Origin of the sequence: Micromonospora purpureochromogenes, from assembly GCF_900091515.1 — a bacterium.
Classification (GTDB): domain Bacteria; phylum Actinomycetota; class Actinomycetes; order Mycobacteriales; family Micromonosporaceae; genus Micromonospora; species Micromonospora purpureochromogenes.
In genome coordinates, this window is sequence record NZ_LT607410.1 from 617,824 (window position 1) to 633,527 (window position 15,704).

The following is a 15,704-nucleotide window of genomic DNA, read 5'->3' on the forward strand; positions in this document are numbered from 1 at the left end:
ACTAGTCCTGTTCGTCAGGCTCGTCGGCATTGCGAGCAATCGCCACGATAGTCACGCCGTCCGGGAGGTCCATCAGCTTGACCCCCATTGTGTTCCGGTCACGCGTACGGCGTACAGGCTTCACCGGAGTCCGGATGACGCCGCCGTTGCTCGTGATCGCGAACAGCTCGTCCTCCGGGTCGATCACGACCGCGCCGACCAGACCACCGCGTCGCTCGGTGATCTTGGCAGTCAGCACGCCCTTACCTCCCCGGCCCTGGACCGGGTATTCCTCGATCGGGGTACGTTTCGCGTATCCCCCGTTCGTGGCCACCAGAACGTCCAGACCCTCCCGAACCACCTCCATGGCCAGGAGCACGTCGTCGTCGGTGAAGCGCATGCCGATCACGCCCGTGGTCGCCCGCCCCATCGGCCGCAGCGCCTCGTCGGAGGCGTTGAACCGGATCGCCTGCGCCTTCTTCGACACCATCAGCAGGTCGTCGGTGGGCGCGACGAGGGCAGCACCGACCAGCTCGTCCTCATCGCGCAGGTTGATCGCGATGATGCCGCCGGAACGGGGGGAGTCGAACTCCTCGAGCCGCGTCTTCTTCACCAGGCCGTTCTTCGTGGCCAGTACCAGGTAGGGAGCCACCTGGTAGTTCGGAATTTCGATGATCTGCGCGATCTGCTCGTCCGGTTGGAAGGCGAGCAGGTTGGCCACGTGCTGGCCCTTGGCCACCCTACTGGCTTCCGGCAGCTCGTACGCCTTGGCCCGGTAGACGCGGCCCTTGTTCGTGAAGAAGAGGATCCAGTCGTGGGTGGAGCATACGAAGAAATGGCTGACGATGTCGTCCTGCCGCAGGGTGGCGCCGCTGACGCCCTTGCCGCCGCGCCGCTGGGAGCGGTAGAGGTCGACCTTGGTCCGCTTGGCGTACCCGGTGCGGGTGATCGTGACGACCACGTCCTCGCGGGCGATCAGGTCCTCCATGGAGACCTCGCCCTCGAACGGCACGATCTTCGTGCGCCGCTCGTCGCCCCACTTCGCGACGATCTCACCGAGCTCCTCAGAGACGATCCTCCGCTGCCGCTCCGGCTTGGCGAGGATGTCCTTGAGGTCGGCGATCTCGATCTCGAGCTTGGTGAGGTCGTCGATGATGCGCTGCCGCTCCAGGGCGGCCAGGCGGCGCAGCTGCATGTCCAGGATCGCGGTCGCCTGGATCTCGTCGATCTCCAGCAGCCGGATCAGGCCCTGCCGGGCGTCGTCCACCGTGGGCGAGCGCCGGATCAGGGCGATCACCTCGTCGAGGGCGTCCAGCGCCTTGGCCAGACCGCGCAGGATGTGCGCCCGCTCCTCGGCCTTGCGCAGCCGGAACGCGGTCCGTCGGCGGATGACGTCGATCTGGTGCTCGACGTAGTAGCGGAGGAACTGGGCCAGGTTGAGCGTGCGCGGCACCCCGTCGACCAGGGCCAGCATGTTGGCGCCGAAGGTCTCCTGGAGCTGGGTGTGCTTGTAGAGGTTGTTCAGCACCACCTTGGCGACCGCGTCGCGCTTGAGCACGAGCACGATCCGCATGCCGGTACGCCCGGAGGACTCGTCGCGGATGTCGGCGATGCCGGCGAGCTTGCCCTCTTTGATCAGCTCGGCGATCCGCTCGGCCAGGTTGTCCGGGTTGACCTGGTAGGGCAGCTCGCTGACCACCAGGCAGGGGCGGCCGCGCTTGTCCTCCTCGACCTCCACCACGGCGCGCATCCGGATCGAGCCGCGCCCGGTCCGGTACGCGTCCTGGATCGCGGCCTGGCCGACGATCAGGCCGTAGGTGGGGAAGTCAGGGCCCTTGACGATCTCCAGTAGCGCTTCGAGGGTGGTCGCCTCGTCCGCCTCCGGGTGCTCCAGGCACCACTGCACCGCCGCGCCGATCTCGCGCAGGTTGTGCGGCGGGATCTTGGTGGCCATGCCGACCGCGATGCCCTCGGAGCCGTTGACCAGCAGGTTGGGGATCCGCGACGGCAGGATGGTGGGCTCCTTGGCCCGGCCGTCGTAGTTGTCCTGCAGGTCGACGGTGTCCTCGTCGATGTCCCGCAGCATCTCCATGGCCAGCGGGTCGAGCTTGCACTCGGTGTACCGCATGGCGGCGGCCGGGTCGTTGCCCGGGGAGCCGAAGTTGCCGTTGCCGTCCACCAGCGGGTACCGCAGCGACCAGGGCTGCGCCATCCGGACCAGCGCGTCGTAGATCGCCGAGTCGCCGTGCGGGTGGAACTGACCCATCACGTCACCGACGACCCGGGAGCACTTCACGTAGCCGCGGTCCGGCCGGTAGCCGGAGTCGAACATGGCGTAAAGGATCTTGCGGTGGACCGGCTTGAGCCCGTCCCGGACGTCCGGCAGGGCCCGCCCGACGATGACGCTCATCGCGTAGTCGAGGTACGAGCGCTGCATCTCGACCTCGAGGCCGACCGGCTCGATCCGGTCGTGCGCCACGACGGCCGCGGTTGTCTCCGGGATCTCCGGCTCGCTCGGGGTGGACTCGGGAGTATCGGTCACTGTTAACCCTTATCAGACTCAGAGTCGTTTTCGTGCTGTGGATAACGGCTGTGGAAACCGGCCAAGCTGTGGATAACTCTGTGGACCGGCGGGTCGGCCGGGAGCGCCGGCCGACCCACCCACCACCGTCAGATGTCGAGGAACCGCACGTCCTTGGCGTTGCGCTGGATGAACGAGCGGCGCGCCTCGACGTCCTCACCCATCAGCACGCTGAACAGCTCGTCGGCGGTTGCGGCGTCGTCGAGCGTGACCTGGCGCAGGGTGCGGGTGGCCGGGTTCATCGTGGTCTCCCACAGCTCGGGGTAGTTCATCTCGCCGAGACCCTTGAACCGCTGGATGTCGTCCGGCCGGGCGTTGGCCTTCTTCTGCTGGCGCAGCGCGATCAGCCCGTCCCGCTCCCGGTCCGAGTACGCGTACTGGGCGTCGTCGCCCTTCTTGTTCCACTTGATCTTGTAGAGCGGCGGGGCGGCCAGGTAGACGTGGCCCAGCTCGACCAGCGGCCGCATGAAGCGGAAGAGCAGGGTGAGCAGCAGCGTCTGGATGTGCTGGCCGTCGACGTCGGCATCGGCCATCAGCACCACCTTGTGGTAGCGCAGCTTCTCCATGTCGAAGTCGTCGTGGATGCCGGTGCCCAGCGCGGTGATCAGCGCCTGGACCTCGTTGTTCTTCAGCACCCGGTCGATCCGGGCCTTCTCCACGTTGAGGATCTTGCCGCGGATCGGCAGGATCGCCTGGGTCCGCGGGTCGCGCCCCTGCTTGGCCGAGCCGCCGGCCGAGTCGCCCTCGACGATGAAGACCTCGGACTCGCGCGGGTCGGTGGACTGGCAGTCGGCCAGCTTGCCCGGCATCGAGCCGGACTCCAGCAGCGACTTGCGCCGGGCCAGCTTGCGCGCCTGCTGCGCGGCGATCCGGGCCCGGGCCGCCTGGGACGCCTTCTGGATGATGGTCTTGGCCTCGGCCGGGTTGCGGTCGAACCAGTCGACCAGTCGGTCGTTGCAGACCCGCTGCACGAAGCTCTTCACCGGGGTGTTGCCCAGCTTGGTCTTGGTCTGGCCCTCGAACTGCGGGTTGGTCAGCTTGACCGAGATGATCGCGGCGAGGCCCTCGCGGATGTCCTCGCCGGAGAGCTTCTCGTCGCCCTTGAGCAGCTTCTTGTCCGTGCCGTAGCGGTTGACGACGCTGGTCAGCGCCGACCGGAAGCCCTCCTCGTGGGTGCCGCCCTCGTGCGTGTTGATGTTGTTGGCGAAGGTGTAGACCGACTCGCCGTACGACTCGTTCCACTGCATGGCGATCTCGACCGACATGCCCTCCTCCTCGGCGTCGAACTCGACCACCGTCTTGTGCATCGGGTTCTTGGAGGCGTTGAGGTGCCGGACGAAGTCGGCGATGCCGCCGTCGTAGCGGAACGTGACCTCGCGGATCTTGCCTTCCTCGCCCTCCGGGACCCGCTCGTCGAGCAGGTGGATGGTGATGCCGCGGTTGAGGAAGGCCATCTCCTGCAGGCGCCGGTAGATGGTCTGGAAGTCGAAGTCGACGGTCTCGAAGACGTCGGCGTCGGGCCAGAAGGAGACCGCCGAGCCGGTCCGGTCGGTGGTCTCGCCCTTTTCCAGCGGGGTGGGCTTGGAGTGGTGGTACTGCTGCCGCCAGACGAAGCCGGACTTGTGGATCTCCACTGCCATCTTCGTGGAGAGGGCGTTCACCACCGAGACGCCGACGCCGTGCAGACCGCCGGAGACCGCGTACGCCTTGCCGTCGAACTTGCCGCCCGCGTGCAGTACGGTCAGCGCGACCTCGACACCCGGCTTCTTCAGCTTGGGGTGGAGGTCGACCGGGAAACCACGGCCGTTGTCGGTGACCCGGACTCCGCCGTCGGCGAGCAGCACCACGTCGATGGTGTCGCAGTAGCCGGCCATCGCCTCGTCCACGGCGTTGTCCACGACCTCCCACACGAGGTGGTGCAGACCGCGCTCGCCGGTCGACCCGATGTACATACCGGGCCGCTTGCGCACCGCCTCGAGCCCCTCGAGGACGGTGATCGACTCGGCGCCGTACTCCTGCTTGTCCTGCGCTGCCACCCTCGGCCACTTTCTCGCGCCGGCCGCGCCAGGGCACGGAGGCGCGGGTTCGGCGGACAGGACGCGACGTCGGCGCACGGACCGCCCCCGGGAACTCCAGGTCACGGATCGCGTACGCCGGTCGCCGCGGTTGCCCGCGGATCGCGATCGGCTCCACCCGCCGCGGTACTTTGACCAAGGGCCTCCAGGCCCGTGTCCGTCGCTCCGCGTCGGGTCTTCGTCTCGCTGTCAATCCTACTGTGCGCGGACGACAGAGACGCCACTCGGCACCCCCTGCGCGGCGTCTGAGACCTCCGTAGCGGCCCGAATCGCGCTGGCCGCGACTCCCCCTACACGCCAAGGGGGGATCGAGGGCGGGGCCGCCACGGAATCGGGCCGCGCCGACGGCCGGTCGGGGGTCGCGCGCAGAGCGGCCGTACCGTACCTTTGCGGCGCCAACGGTGCTCGTCTTGATCTTTACCATCCGTAACCGGGACGATCGACCCGATCGATCCGACACGTGCTCACAAGGGGTGACGCCAGATGGGGCTGGACAACGTCGCGGTGCACTGGCCGCGGACCGGCCGCTTCTACGATCCGGTCGCGCCGGCCGAGTTCGTCGACTTCGGGGAGATCGGGGACATCCCGCGGATCTCCGCACCGACTGCGGCGCTCGCCGAACACATCGCCAAGACGGGAACGGTCCGGGCGACCGCCTACACCGAACTGGTCGACCTGATCCTCGGCCTGGAAAATGTGCTTTACGCCACTGACGCCGCCGCCGAGGACGAGGACCCGGTGATCGACCCGGACGGGTGCTCCTGGATCGCCGGCGGCGTGGAGAAGTTCGTCGCCCAGCACCGGCCGTTCGGCGAGCCGGTCACCTTCGAGTCGGTCAGCGAGGTGCTCCGCTCGCTGCTGGCCGACGGGCGGCTCGCCGAGCAGCAGCTGCGCTGGCTGGACACCCGACTCGACGCGTTGCGCGACGAGAACGGCAACCCGCCGCAGTGGGACTTCACCTGCGCCGAGCTGGGCGTGCTGGCCGCCTTCTACCGCCGCTGCGCCGACCGCGGCTTCGCCGTCTACGCCGACGCCTGATCCCGCGCCGGCCCGACCCGCCCCGTCGACCTGACCGGGCGGGTCGCCGGCGTCGTCAGGTCGTCGGGCCCGGCGCGGCGGGGGTGCCGGTCGCGGCGCGGTTGGCCGCGCCGATCACCTCGGTCAGCATCGTGTGCAGGCGCCGCAGCTCCTCGATCGGCATTCCGAGCCGTTCCACGATCGTCGGCGGGATCTGCTCGGCGCGGCCGCGCAGGGCCTGACCGCTGGCGGTGAGCGTGACGGCGAGGCTCCGCTCGTCCGCGGCGTCCCGCTCGCGCCGCAGGTAGCCCGCCGCCTCAAGTCGCTTGAGCAGGGGCGACAGCGTGCCGGGATCGAGCTGGAGCAGGCGACTCAGCTCCCGGACCGACAGCGGCGCGTGCTGCCACAGCGCGAGCATGACCAGGTACTGCGGGTGGGTCAGCCCCATCGGCTCCAGCAGTGGCCGGTAGACGGCGACGACTCCGCGCGCGGCGACGGAGAGGGCGAAACAGACCTGCTGCTCCAGCGCCAGCGGATCCCCGTCCAACTGGTCACGCACCGATCGGCCTCCTCGTGGTCGTTGCTATCGTACCAACGATTGGTGCACCAATCGTTGGGGCACAAAGCATCGAGGAGAGGTCGGGCGCGATGAGCGAGGCGAAGCGGCAGCAGCGGGCTCCCGGCGAGGGCGGCAGGCTGTGGGCCTGGGCCTTCAAGTACCTGGCCGGCCCGGCCGAGGGGGTGCAGGGAGCCGTGCAGGGCGGTTCCACGCAGGCCCGCGAGGCGTGGAAGCGGGACCTGGAGAACCGTAAGCGGTGGAGCCGTGAGCAGCGGGAACGCAAGCGCGCCGAGCGCGAGGCCCGTCGCGCCGAGCGGTGACCCGGGCTCAGCCGTAGGTGTCGCGCGGGCCGCGGCCCCGGACCCGCCGCGGGCCCTTCGACCAGGACGGCGCCGCCGGGCCGTGGATGTGCAGCTTGCGCACCACGTTGTGGCCCACCTCGCCGGCGATCCGCTTGAGCAGCGAGCCGGCGAGCAGCCGCAGCTGGGTGGCCCAGGCCGTCGAGCGCGCCTCCACGGTCAGCTCGCCGTCCTCCAGCTTGACCGGGCGGCTGTGCTGGGCGATCTCCGGCCCGACGACCTTCTCCCAGGCGCCGAAGACGGTCGCCTCCGCGGCCGGCTGCTGCCAGCCGCGCGCCTTCATCAGCCGTTCCAGCACCACGCCGAGCGGCTGCGGGTCGCGCGGGTCCGGGCCCGGCCCGGAGTAGCCACGCAGCCGCCGCTCGCCGCCGTCGCCGGAGACCGCGCTCTTCCGCCGGGTCTTCGCCGCCTCCGCCCGGCGGGCCTTCGCCGCGTCCAGCACCGCCCGCGCCAGCTCCGGCCCGGCCGCGCCCGCTGCGGCGTCCGCACCGGCACCGGCCGGTTTCGCCCCATCAGCGTTCCCGGCACCCTGCCCACCGGTCGCGCCGGCCGGTCGCGCCGGCCCGCCGGTTCCGGCGCCACGACCACCAGGCGCGGCGTCCGCGCCGGCACCGGCCGCGTGGGCGGCGGCACCGCCCGCGTCGGTTCCAGCCCCCCGAGGGGTACGCGCACCGCGCTGGCCGCCCGAGGCAGTGCGGCTCGGTCCGCCGGTCCGGCGGGTCGGCCCACCGCCCTCGGCGGCGTGCTCCGGCTCAGTCGACACGTCGCACCGTCCCCTCGCCCACCGTGTACCGGGTGCCGCGCAGCGCCGCGGGCACGTCGTCGTCGACCGCACAGGTCACCAGGAGCTGACCGGCCCCGCCGACCAGCTCCGCCAGCCGCTCCCGGCGGCCCGCGTCCAGCTCGGCGAAGACGTCGTCCAGCACCAGCACCGGCTCGATGCCGTCGGCGCGCAGCAGGTCGTAACCGGCCAGCCGCAGGGCCAGCGCGTACGACCAGGACTCGCCGTGGCTGGCGTACCCCTTGGCGGGCAGCGGGCCGAGGGTGAGGCTGAGCTCGTCACGGTGCGGGCCGACCAGCGTCGTACCGCGGTCGATCTCGTTCGACCGGGCCTCGGCCAGCGCGGCGGTCAGCGCCTCGGCCAGCACCGCCCGGTCGGTGGTCGGCTCGGCCAGGTCCAGCGACGGCCGGTACGCGATCCCCGCCGCGCCCCGGCCCGCCGCCACCGCGTCGTACGCCTTCGTCACGTGCGGGGCCAGCGCGGCGACCAGTTCCAGCCGGCCGGCCAGCAGCTCGGCGCCGTGCCGGGCCAGGTGGGTGTCCCAGACCGCCAGGGTGGACAGGTCCCCGCCCCGCGTCCCACCCGTCTTGCGGGCCAGGTACGCGGTGCGCAGCAGGGCGTTGCGCTGCTTGACCACCCGCTCGTAGTCGGCCCGCACCCCGGCGTACCGGGGCTGCCGGAGCACCAGCAGGTCGTCCAGGTAGCGACGGCGCTCGGCCGGGTCGCCCCGGACGAGTTCCAGGTCTTCCGGGGCGAAGAGCACCAGCCGCAGCGCGCCGATCACGTCCCGGGCCCGTCGGGCCGGTGAGCGGCCCAGCCGGGCCCGGTTGGCCTTGCCGGGGACGATCTCCAGCTCGACCAGGAGTTCCCGCCCCTCGTGCACCACCGCGCAGCGGATCACCGCCGAGGCGGCGCCCATCCGGACCAGGGGGGCGTCCGTGGCGACCCGGTGCGAGTCCAGGGTCGCCACGTAGCCCAGCGCCTCGACCAGGTTGGTCTTCCCGACGCCGTTGGCGCCGATCAGGACGTTCGGCCCCGGCTCCAGGTCGACGCCGACCCGCTCGTACGAGCGGAAGTCGACCAGTTCGAGCCGGCGGACGTACACAGGCTGTGGATACCGGTCAGCTCTTGTGGACGGCGTGCCCGCCGAACTGCTGGCGCAGCGCGGCGACCGCCTTCATCGCGGGCGAGTCGTCCTGGCGGGAGGCGAACCGGGCGAAGAGCGAGGCGGTGATGACGTTCAGCGGCACGGCGAGCCGGACCGCCTCGTCGACCGTCCAGCGGCCCTCGCCGGTGTCCTCGGTGTAGCCGCTCAGCTCGGCCAGCTCCGGGTCCTCGTCGAGGGCCCGGTCGAGCAGGTCGAGCAGCCAGGAGCGGACCACGGTCCCCTCGCGCCAGGACTTGAAGACGCCCGGCACGTTGGTCACCAGCTCCGAGGCGGCCAGCAGCTCGTAGCCCTCGGCGTAGGCGTGCATCAGGCCGTACTCGATGCCGTTGTGCACCATCTTGGCGTAGTGGCCGGCGCCGACCGGGCCGGCGTGCACGAAGCCGTACTCGCCCTCCGGCTTGAGCCCTTCGAAGATCGGCATCAGCCGCTCGACGTGCTCCTGGGCGCCGCCGACCATCAGGGCGTACCCGTTCTGCCGGCCCCAGACGCCGCCGGAGACGCCGACGTCCAGGTAGCCGATGCCCTGCTCGGCGAGGCGCTCGGCGCGGGGGCCGTCGTCGCTGAAGCGCGAGTTGCCGCCGTCGATGATGATGTCGCCCTCGCCCAGCACGCCGGCGAGCTCGTCGATGGTCGCGTCGGTGACGCCGGCCGGGACCATCACCCAGACCGCGCGCGGCGACTCCAGCTTCTCGGCCAGCGCCGCCAGGCTCGGGACGTCGCTCAGCTCCGCGTTGTGGTCGAAGCCGACCACCTCGTGCCCGGCGGCGCGCAACCGTTCACGCATGTTGCCGCCCATCCGGCCGAGTCCTACCAGGCCGAGCTGCATCTGCTCCTACCTCCGTGCGTCTGGGTCTGCTGGGGCTGCGATCAGCGGGACACGCGGATCGGCATGATGAGGTACCGGTACCCCGGGATGACCTCGCCATCCTCCCCGGCGGGGGAAATCACCGCCGGCTTGAAGGCGTCGACGAACGCGAGCTGCGCGAACTGGGCGCCCAGGTTGGCCAGACCGTCGATCAGGTACTGCGGGTTGAAGCCGATGGTCAGCGGCTCGCCGGTGAAGGTGGCCTCCATCGCCTCGCTGGCCCGCGCCTCCTCGGTGCCGCCCGCCTCGACCACCAGGCCGTCGGAGGAGAAGCTCAGCAGCACCGGGGTGGTCCGCTCGGCCACCAGGGCGACCCGCTTGACCACCTCGATCAGCGTGCTGACCGGCACCCGCGCCTCGGCGTTGTGGGTGGCCGGGAAGAGCGAGCGCACCGGCGGGTAGTTCGCCCCGTCGAGCAGCCGGCTGGTGGTACGCCGGGTGCCGCCGGAGAAGCCGATCATGCCCTCGCCGGCCGCGCCCTGGGAGAGCGCCATGTTGACCTGGCCGCCGAGCGGGCCGAGGGCCTTGGCCGTGTCGTGCAGGGTGCGTGCCGGCACCAGCGCGTTGATGCTGATCTCCGGGTCGTCCGGGTTCCACTCCATCTCGCGCAGCGCCAGGCGGTAGCGGTCGGTGGCGAGCATCGCCAGCGTGCCGCCGGAGAGCTCCAGCCGGACGCCGGTCATCATCGGCAGCGTCTCGTCCCGGCCGGCGGCCACCGCCACCTGGGCGACGGCGGCGGCGAAGGCGGCCGCGTCGACGGTGCCGGCGCTCTCGGGCATCTCGGGCAGCGCCGGGTAGTCCTCCACCGGCATGGTCGGCAGGGTGAACCGGGCGCTGCCGCAGACCAGTTCCAGGTGGGCGCCGACCGCGGCGATGTCCACCGGCTTGGCCGGCAGCGCCTTGGTGATCTCGGCGAGCAGGCGGCCGGAGACCAGGGCGGCACCGTCGGCGTCCCCCTGCACCTCGACGGTCACCTGGCTGGAGACCTCGTAGTCGAAGCCGGAGACCTGCAGGTTGCCGTCGGTGACCCGGAGCATCACCCCGGCGAGCACCGGTACGGACGGCCGGTTGGGCAGGCTCTTCGCGGTCCACGCCACCGCTTCGGCGAGCGCGTCGCGCTCTACTCGGAACTTCATCAATGCCTCCGCGTCGACGTCAGCGACAACTCTCTCATGCCGACCGCTGCCCACCGTCCCGCCCGACCGTGCGGGTACCCATCGCACCTTAGGGCGCGTGGGCATCGGCTGTGCGCCCGACCCCGTTGATCCAGATGCCGGAGCGACCGCCGACGGCAGCGGCCGAACCGATCCACAGGAAGTCCAACGGTGATGATTGGTTTTTGATTCTTTTAGAAGAGATAACTCATCGTCTTCATCGCACCTGTGCAAACTGTGGAGAACCCGCGTCCGCCCAGGTCAGACAGGTTATCCACCGGTGGTTTGGCTGTGGAGAACCGGGGGGTAAACCGGTGTGGCGGTCCACAGGCCGGCCGAACCCCCAGGTTGTCCACGGTTGTCCACCGCTTGTCCACGGGTAATCCACCGGGTTTCTCCCCAGTGCTGTGGACACCGGCGAGGGCCCCCGGAGCCGTCATCCCCAGAACCTTCAACAGGCCGCCCACAGGTCGACCGTCGTCGGTGGACAACCGGACCGTCGTCCCCAGGCGTCCACAGCTTCGTCCCCAGGGTTTGTCCACAGTCTGTGGGTAACCGACTCGAAACGCTACGTGGTTTTCCACCGCCTGTGGAACAGGGGGTGTGGACAACCGGGGCGTGCTGTGGACGAACACGACACCGATCCTGGCCCCTCGACCCGGTTCAGGGTCAACCGTCGGCTCCCCCAGGCACGAAAAAGCGCCCGACCGAACTGGCCGGGCGCGTCTCCGCGCTCGTTCACCGGCGGGCGCCGGCGTGGCGTACGCCTCAAGTGTTCTGCTTTATCCGGTTGGTCAGCTCGGCGATCTGGTTGTAGAGCGAGCGGCGCTCCGCCATCTGCTGGCGGATCTTCCGGTCGGCGTGCATCACCGTGGTGTGGTCCCGGCCACCGAACGCCTGCCCGATCCGGGGCAACGACAACTCGGTCAGCTCGCGGCACAGGTACATGGCCACCTGGCGGGCGTTGACCAGCACCCGCGAGCGGGACTGGCCGCGCAGGTCCTCCAGGCTCACCCCGAAGTAGTCGGCGGTGGAAGCCATGATCTGGTCGGCGTTGATCTCGGGGCCGGAGCCGTCCGGGATGAAGTCTCGCAGCACCTCCTCGGCCAACGACAGCTCGACCGTCGAACGGGTGAGGCTGGCGAACGCGGTCACCCGGATCAGCGCCCCTTCCAGCTCCCGGATCGAGTTGGACACCCGGGAGGCGATGAACTCCAGCACGTCCGGCGGGGCGTACATCCGCTCCTGGGCCGCCTTCTTCTGCAGGATCGCGATCCGGGTCTCCAGGTCGGGCGGCTGGATGTCGGCCAGCAGGCCCCACTCGAACCGGGTCCGCATCCGGTCCTCCAGGGTCGCCAGCTGGCGCGGGGAGCGGTCAGACGTGATCACGATCTGCTTGTTCGCGTTGTGCAGGGTGTTGAAGGTGTGGAAGAACTCCTCCTGGGTGCGCTCGCGGTTCTCCAGGAACTGGATGTCGTCGATCAGGAGGATGTCGACGTCCCGGTAGCGCCGCTGGAACGCACTGGTCTTGTCGTCCCGGAGCGAGTTGATGAAGTCGTTGGTGAACTCCTCGGTGGAGACGTAGCGGACCGATCGGGCGTTGCCGAGGGTGGTGGCGTAATGCCCGATCGCGTGCAGCAGGTGGGTCTTGCCGAGCCCGGAGTGACCGTAGATGAACAACGGGTTGTACGCCTTCGCCGGCGACTCGGCCACCGCGACGCTCGCCGCGTGGGCGAACCGGTTCGACGAGCCGATGACGAACGTCTCGAACATGTACTTCGGGTTGAGCCGGTTGCCGCCGCTCTCCGCGCCCCCGGGGCGACGGTCGTCCCGCCCGCCGGGTCGGTGGTCGGCGGCGGACCGGCCGGGGCCGCTGTCCGTACCCCCGTCGCGCGGCAGGCCGCGCGGACCGTGCTGGTCGCGCGGCGGCCTGGCCTCGCCCCGGTACGCGGGCTCGAAGCCGCGGCCGTCGACCCCCGGCCCGTCGGGAAGGGCGCGCTCCTCGAAGCCGCGCCGGTCCGGGCCGGGACCGGCGCCCCGCAGCGGCTCGGCGAACGCGGCGCCGAAGAGGGTGTCCTGGCCGCCGTCCCGGCTGGCCGGGATGCGGCCAGGGCGGTGGCCGTCGGTTGCCGGCGGCGCGACCGACGGCTCCGGCTCGGCGGGCAGCTGCGGGTAGCCCGGCGCCAGGTCCGCGAAGGCGGGCGGTTCCGCCGCGAAGTCGTCCGCGGGCACGTCGAGGCCGAGCTGCGCCGGCTCCGGGCCGCTGCGGTAGACGGTGCCGGCGGATCGGGCGGTGTCCTCGGCGACCCGGACGGTGACCGCGACCTGGATCGGCCGGCCCAGCCGGCGGGTGAGCGCCTCGGTGATGGCCGGGCGGAGCCGGGACTCGATCACGTCCCGGGTGAACGCGTCCGGGACGGAGAGCAGCGCGGTGTCCTCGACGATCGCCCGCAGCCGGGTCAGCCGCAGGTACGCGCGTTGCTGCGCGGAGATGATCTCGTCGGCGAGTTCGTCCGTCGCCGCGGTCCACACCGCGGCAAGGTCGGTCGTACCGGCCACCGTCGTGCCACCCCCTCGCCTCTGCTCCCGGTCGCCGCTGTCGTCCAGTCGGCCGTTCCGGGCCCGCCACCGCGTTCGAGCGGGTGGTACCTCACCCCACCGGGCGGCTGACCGACCGGCATCCACAAGTTATCCACAGCCTGTGTGTACCGACCGATTGTGCCGCCCGCCGTGCGCGGGTCGGACCTGCCCCCCTGGTCGGGCGGGACGTTGCGCGGGTTCACCGTGCCGAACGATTCACTGCCGTGTCCGGTCTTGCCTGCCAGCGACAACCCGGACCCCCGACGCTGACCGCAATCGGGCACGGTAACAGCGACGGCCGGGCACCATCAACCGCCGACGCTCCGACCGCTTGGCGGTATCAGTGAAAACCGCCGGTTCGGTCGGACGACCGCCCTGCTCGTGCCTCTGATGACCTGTTTGACGGTCATTGCCCCCCTGCGTAGGCTGGAGGGGCTGCTCTGTCGCCCTCTGCTAGGGTGATGGGTGCTTGCTGTCCGCGATCGCTTCCCCGCATCGCCGAGGTCCCGGGTCGCCGGGCAGCATGGATCGGAGGTCACCGCCCGAGGTGGCCTGGACCACCACACGACCCCGGCGATCCCGCGCCGTGGACGTACGAAAACGGAGAGCCTGACGTGAGCAAGCGCACCTACCAGCCGAACAACCGCCGGCGCGCGAAGACCCACGGCTTCCGGCTGCGCATGCGCACCCGGGCCGGTCGCGCCATCCTGTCGACCCGCCGCTCCAAGGGCCGCACCCGCCTGTCGGCCTGAGCCGACCGGGTCCGGTCCGGGGGACGTGGGCAGTCGTGCTGACGGCCGCACAGCGACTGCGGCGCAGCAACGACTTCGCCGCAGCGGTCAGGGGTGGCCGACGCGCCGGACGAGGTGCCGTCGTCGTGCACCTGACACTGCCGGCGGCCCCCGAACCCACCGCGCCAACCTCGCCGGAGCCGGCGCGGGTCAGCGGCACGGAGACGATCTCCGCGCCGACCCGCGCCGGCTTCGTCGTGTCCAAGGCCGTCGGCCCCGCCGTGGTCCGCAACAAGGTCCGGCGCCGGCTGCGGCACCTGGTCCGCGAGCGCCTGGCCGCGCTGCCCGAGGGAAGCACCCTGGTGGTACGCGCACTGCCCGCCGCCGCCGAGGCGAACCACCTTCGGCTGGGGGCCGACCTCGACGCGGCGATCGCCGCCGCGCGGGCACCCCGGGGGCGGCGGTCCCGATGAGCACCGGATCCGCCGGTTCGCGGCCTACCAGCCTGGGTGCCCGAGTGCTGAGTGGCCCCATCATCGCGTACCGTCGTTGGATAAGCCCGGCGCTGCCGGCCCGCTGTCGGTTCTACCCGTCGTGCAGTGCTTACGCCCTGGAGGCGGTGGCCCGGCACGGCGCGCTCCGGGGAGCCGGCCTGACGGTCCTGCGCTTGTCGCGCTGCCACCCTTTCCACCCAGGTGGACACGACCCGGTGCCGGAGCCGGGCGGCCGCCGCCGTGCCGACGTGACTGGAGCCTGAGAATTGAGTCTCGACTGGATCTACTACGCGATCTCGTGGATCCTGCTGACCTGGCACTCGGCCTGGGACGCCATCAAGGTGCCGGTCGGCTCGGTGCTCGGCACGAACTGGGCCTGGATCCTCTCGATCATCTTCCTGGTGGTCACCGTCCGGGTGATCCTCTTCCCGGTCTTCGTCAAGCAGATCAAGTCGCAGCGGGCGATGCAGGCGCTCCAGCCCAAGGTCAAGGAGCTGCAGGAGAAGCACAAGGGTGACCGGGAGACGCTCCAGAAGGAGATGATGGAGCTCTACCGGAAGGAAAAGGCCAACCCGCTGATGGGCTGCCTTCCGATGTTCCTCCAGATCCCGGTCTTCCTCGGTCTCTTCCACGTGCTGCGGCGCCTCGACCCGGCCAAGTCGAGCAAGACCCTCTACGGCTGGACGGTCGACCAGTTCAACAGCGCCTCCAGCGCGAAGCTCTTCACCGCCCCGATCGCCGGCAAGTTCGGCTCGACCGCCGACGAGCTGGCCCGCCTCGGTGCCAACGGCACCACCGTGAAGATCATCGCGGGCATCCTGGTCCTGGTCATGATGGGCACCACCTACCTGACCAGCCGCCAGATGATCCTCAAGACCGGTTGGGCGGAGGACCCGCAGCAGCGGATGGTGCAGCGACTGATGCTCTACGGCATCCCCCTGTCGCTGCTGATCTCCGGCGCGATCTTCCCGATCGGTGTGATCATCTACTGGGTCACCAACAACCTCTTCACCCTCGGCCAGCAGCAGTGGGTGCTGCGCAAGTTCCCGCCGCTGGTGACCAACAAGGGGGTCACCGGAAACAAGGCGACCACCGGCAACCGGGGGCCGGTGCAGCCGGCCAGGATCGGCGGCTTCCTCAACCGCGCCAAGCCCGCCGCGCAGGTGCCGGCCAAGCCCGCCGCGCCGAAGGTCGCCGGGCCGAAGCCGGGTGCGAAGCCCACCAACCCGAAGAAGGGTCGGCCGGCCAAGCGGCAGGGCTGACCCCAGGGCCGCCGTCGGGACTACCGGCGGCGGCCTTCCGGCATCGCGCAGCCGCCGTACGGCCGGCGCCGGGCCGGAACCGCCGCGCCTGGCGCGGTC

The 15,704-nt window shown here is 70.8% G+C and carries 13 protein-coding genes and 2 pseudogenes; 6 read left to right on the plus strand and 9 right to left on the minus strand.

Annotated elements, in window-relative coordinates:
* Nucleotide 1: 1 nt before the first annotated feature.
* The gene (gyrA, locus tag GA0074696_RS02935; RefSeq protein ID WP_088959658.1) at nucleotides 2–2,521 is read right to left on the minus strand and encodes a DNA gyrase subunit A; all 2,520 of its coding nucleotides are present in this window, start codon (nucleotides 2,519–2,521) and stop codon (nucleotides 2–4) included.
* A 128-nt stretch (nucleotides 2,522–2,649) separates the two neighbouring features.
* Nucleotides 2,650–4,596, minus strand: coding sequence for a DNA topoisomerase (ATP-hydrolyzing) subunit B (gyrB, locus tag GA0074696_RS02940; RefSeq protein WP_088959659.1), 1,947 nt, complete (start codon nucleotides 4,594–4,596; stop codon nucleotides 2,650–2,652).
* Between the two features lie 522 nt (nucleotides 4,597–5,118).
* Between gyrB and GA0074696_RS02945 the strand changes: the two genes are divergently transcribed.
* Nucleotides 5,119–5,673 (plus strand): hypothetical protein, encoded by a 555-nt coding sequence (locus tag GA0074696_RS02945; protein WP_088959660.1) that lies wholly within the window; start codon nucleotides 5,119–5,121, stop codon nucleotides 5,671–5,673.
* Nucleotides 5,674–5,728: 55 nt separating this feature from the next.
* On the opposite strand, the gene GA0074696_RS02950 is transcribed toward GA0074696_RS02945, so the two are convergent.
* On the minus strand, nucleotides 5,729–6,211 hold the full coding sequence (locus GA0074696_RS02950; RefSeq protein WP_088959661.1) for a MarR family winged helix-turn-helix transcriptional regulator: 483 nt from the start codon (nucleotides 6,209–6,211) through the stop codon (nucleotides 5,729–5,731).
* A gap of 89 nt (nucleotides 6,212–6,300) precedes the next feature.
* Here GA0074696_RS02950 and GA0074696_RS02955 point away from each other — a divergent pair, with 89 nt between their 5' ends.
* On the plus strand, nucleotides 6,301–6,531 hold the full coding sequence (locus GA0074696_RS02955; protein ID WP_088959662.1) for a hypothetical protein: 231 nt from the start codon (nucleotides 6,301–6,303) through the stop codon (nucleotides 6,529–6,531).
* Nucleotides 6,532–6,538: 7 nt separating this feature from the next.
* Here GA0074696_RS02955 and GA0074696_RS32475 read toward each other — a convergent pair whose 3' ends face one another.
* From GA0074696_RS32475 to GA0074696_RS32480, 6 genes and pseudogenes are all read right to left on the minus strand, one after another.
* Entirely contained in the window at nucleotides 6,539–7,333 is a 795-nt protein-coding gene (locus tag GA0074696_RS32475; protein WP_407940536.1) for a DUF721 domain-containing protein, read from the minus strand.
* Nucleotides 7,323–8,456 carry a DNA replication/repair protein RecF gene (recF, locus tag GA0074696_RS02965; RefSeq protein ID WP_088959663.1) on the minus strand — a complete coding sequence of 378 codons (1,134 nt, stop codon included), beginning with the start codon at nucleotides 8,454–8,456 and terminating at the stop codon, nucleotides 7,323–7,325. The genes GA0074696_RS32475 and recF overlap by 11 nt, the downstream gene beginning before the upstream one ends.
* 16 nt (nucleotides 8,457–8,472) lie before the next feature.
* Nucleotides 8,473–9,345, minus strand: a complete 873-nt coding sequence (gene gnd, locus GA0074696_RS02970) for a phosphogluconate dehydrogenase (NAD(+)-dependent, decarboxylating) (RefSeq protein WP_088959664.1) — start codon at nucleotides 9,343–9,345, stop codon at nucleotides 8,473–8,475.
* A gap of 41 nt (nucleotides 9,346–9,386) precedes the next feature.
* Nucleotides 9,387–10,520 (minus strand): DNA polymerase III subunit beta, encoded by a 1,134-nt coding sequence (dnaN, locus tag GA0074696_RS02975; RefSeq protein WP_088959665.1) that lies wholly within the window; start codon nucleotides 10,518–10,520, stop codon nucleotides 9,387–9,389.
* 786 nt (nucleotides 10,521–11,306) lie between these two features.
* A pseudogene (gene dnaA, locus GA0074696_RS02980) lies at nucleotides 11,307–12,620 on the minus strand (chromosomal replication initiator protein DnaA); the annotation flags it as partial.
* A 168-nt stretch (nucleotides 12,621–12,788) separates the two neighbouring features.
* Nucleotides 12,789–13,097: pseudogene (locus GA0074696_RS32480) on the minus strand (chromosomal replication initiator protein DnaA); the annotation flags it as partial.
* 635 nt (nucleotides 13,098–13,732) lie between these two features.
* On the opposite strand from GA0074696_RS32480, the gene rpmH reads away from it, so the two are divergent.
* Genes rpmH through yidC form a run of 4 tightly spaced genes read left to right on the plus strand, consistent with a single transcriptional unit; the run spans nucleotide 13,733 to nucleotide 15,605 of the window.
* The gene (gene rpmH, locus GA0074696_RS02985) at nucleotides 13,733–13,870 is read left to right on the plus strand and encodes a 50S ribosomal protein L34 (protein WP_088959667.1); all 138 of its coding nucleotides are present in this window, start codon (nucleotides 13,733–13,735) and stop codon (nucleotides 13,868–13,870) included.
* Between the two features lie 35 nt (nucleotides 13,871–13,905).
* Nucleotides 13,906–14,322, plus strand: a complete 417-nt coding sequence (gene rnpA / locus GA0074696_RS02990; protein ID WP_088959668.1) for a ribonuclease P protein component — start codon at nucleotides 13,906–13,908, stop codon at nucleotides 14,320–14,322.
* Nucleotides 14,319–14,606: a membrane protein insertion efficiency factor YidD gene (gene yidD, locus GA0074696_RS02995; RefSeq protein ID WP_088959669.1), complete on the plus strand. Its 288-nt coding sequence runs from the start codon at nucleotides 14,319–14,321 to the stop codon at nucleotides 14,604–14,606. The genes rnpA and yidD overlap by 4 nt, the downstream gene beginning before the upstream one ends.
* A 3-nt stretch (nucleotides 14,607–14,609) precedes the next feature.
* Nucleotides 14,610–15,605 carry a membrane protein insertase YidC gene (gene yidC / locus GA0074696_RS03000; RefSeq protein WP_088959670.1) on the plus strand — a complete coding sequence of 332 codons (996 nt, stop codon included), beginning with the start codon at nucleotides 14,610–14,612 and terminating at the stop codon, nucleotides 15,603–15,605.
* The last annotated feature ends 99 nt before the right edge of the window (nucleotides 15,606–15,704 follow it).

Bases quoted from the DNA above. Each gene is read 5' to 3' on its own strand.
- GA0074696_RS02945 (WP_088959660.1), top strand. From the start codon at position 5,119: ATGGGGCTGGACAACGTCGCGGTGCACTGGCCGCGGACCGGCCGCTTC.
- GA0074696_RS02955 (WP_088959662.1), top strand. From the start codon at position 6,301: ATGAGCGAGGCGAAGCGGCAGCAGCGGGCTCCCGGCGAGGGCGGCAGG.
- gnd (WP_088959664.1), bottom strand. From the start codon at position 9,345: ATGCAGCTCGGCCTGGTAGGACTCGGCCGGATGGGCGGCAACATGCGT.
- dnaN (WP_088959665.1), bottom strand. From the start codon at position 10,520: ATGAAGTTCCGAGTAGAGCGCGACGCGCTCGCCGAAGCGGTGGCGTGG.
- yidD (WP_088959669.1), top strand. From the start codon at position 14,319: ATGAGCACCGGATCCGCCGGTTCGCGGCCTACCAGCCTGGGTGCCCGA.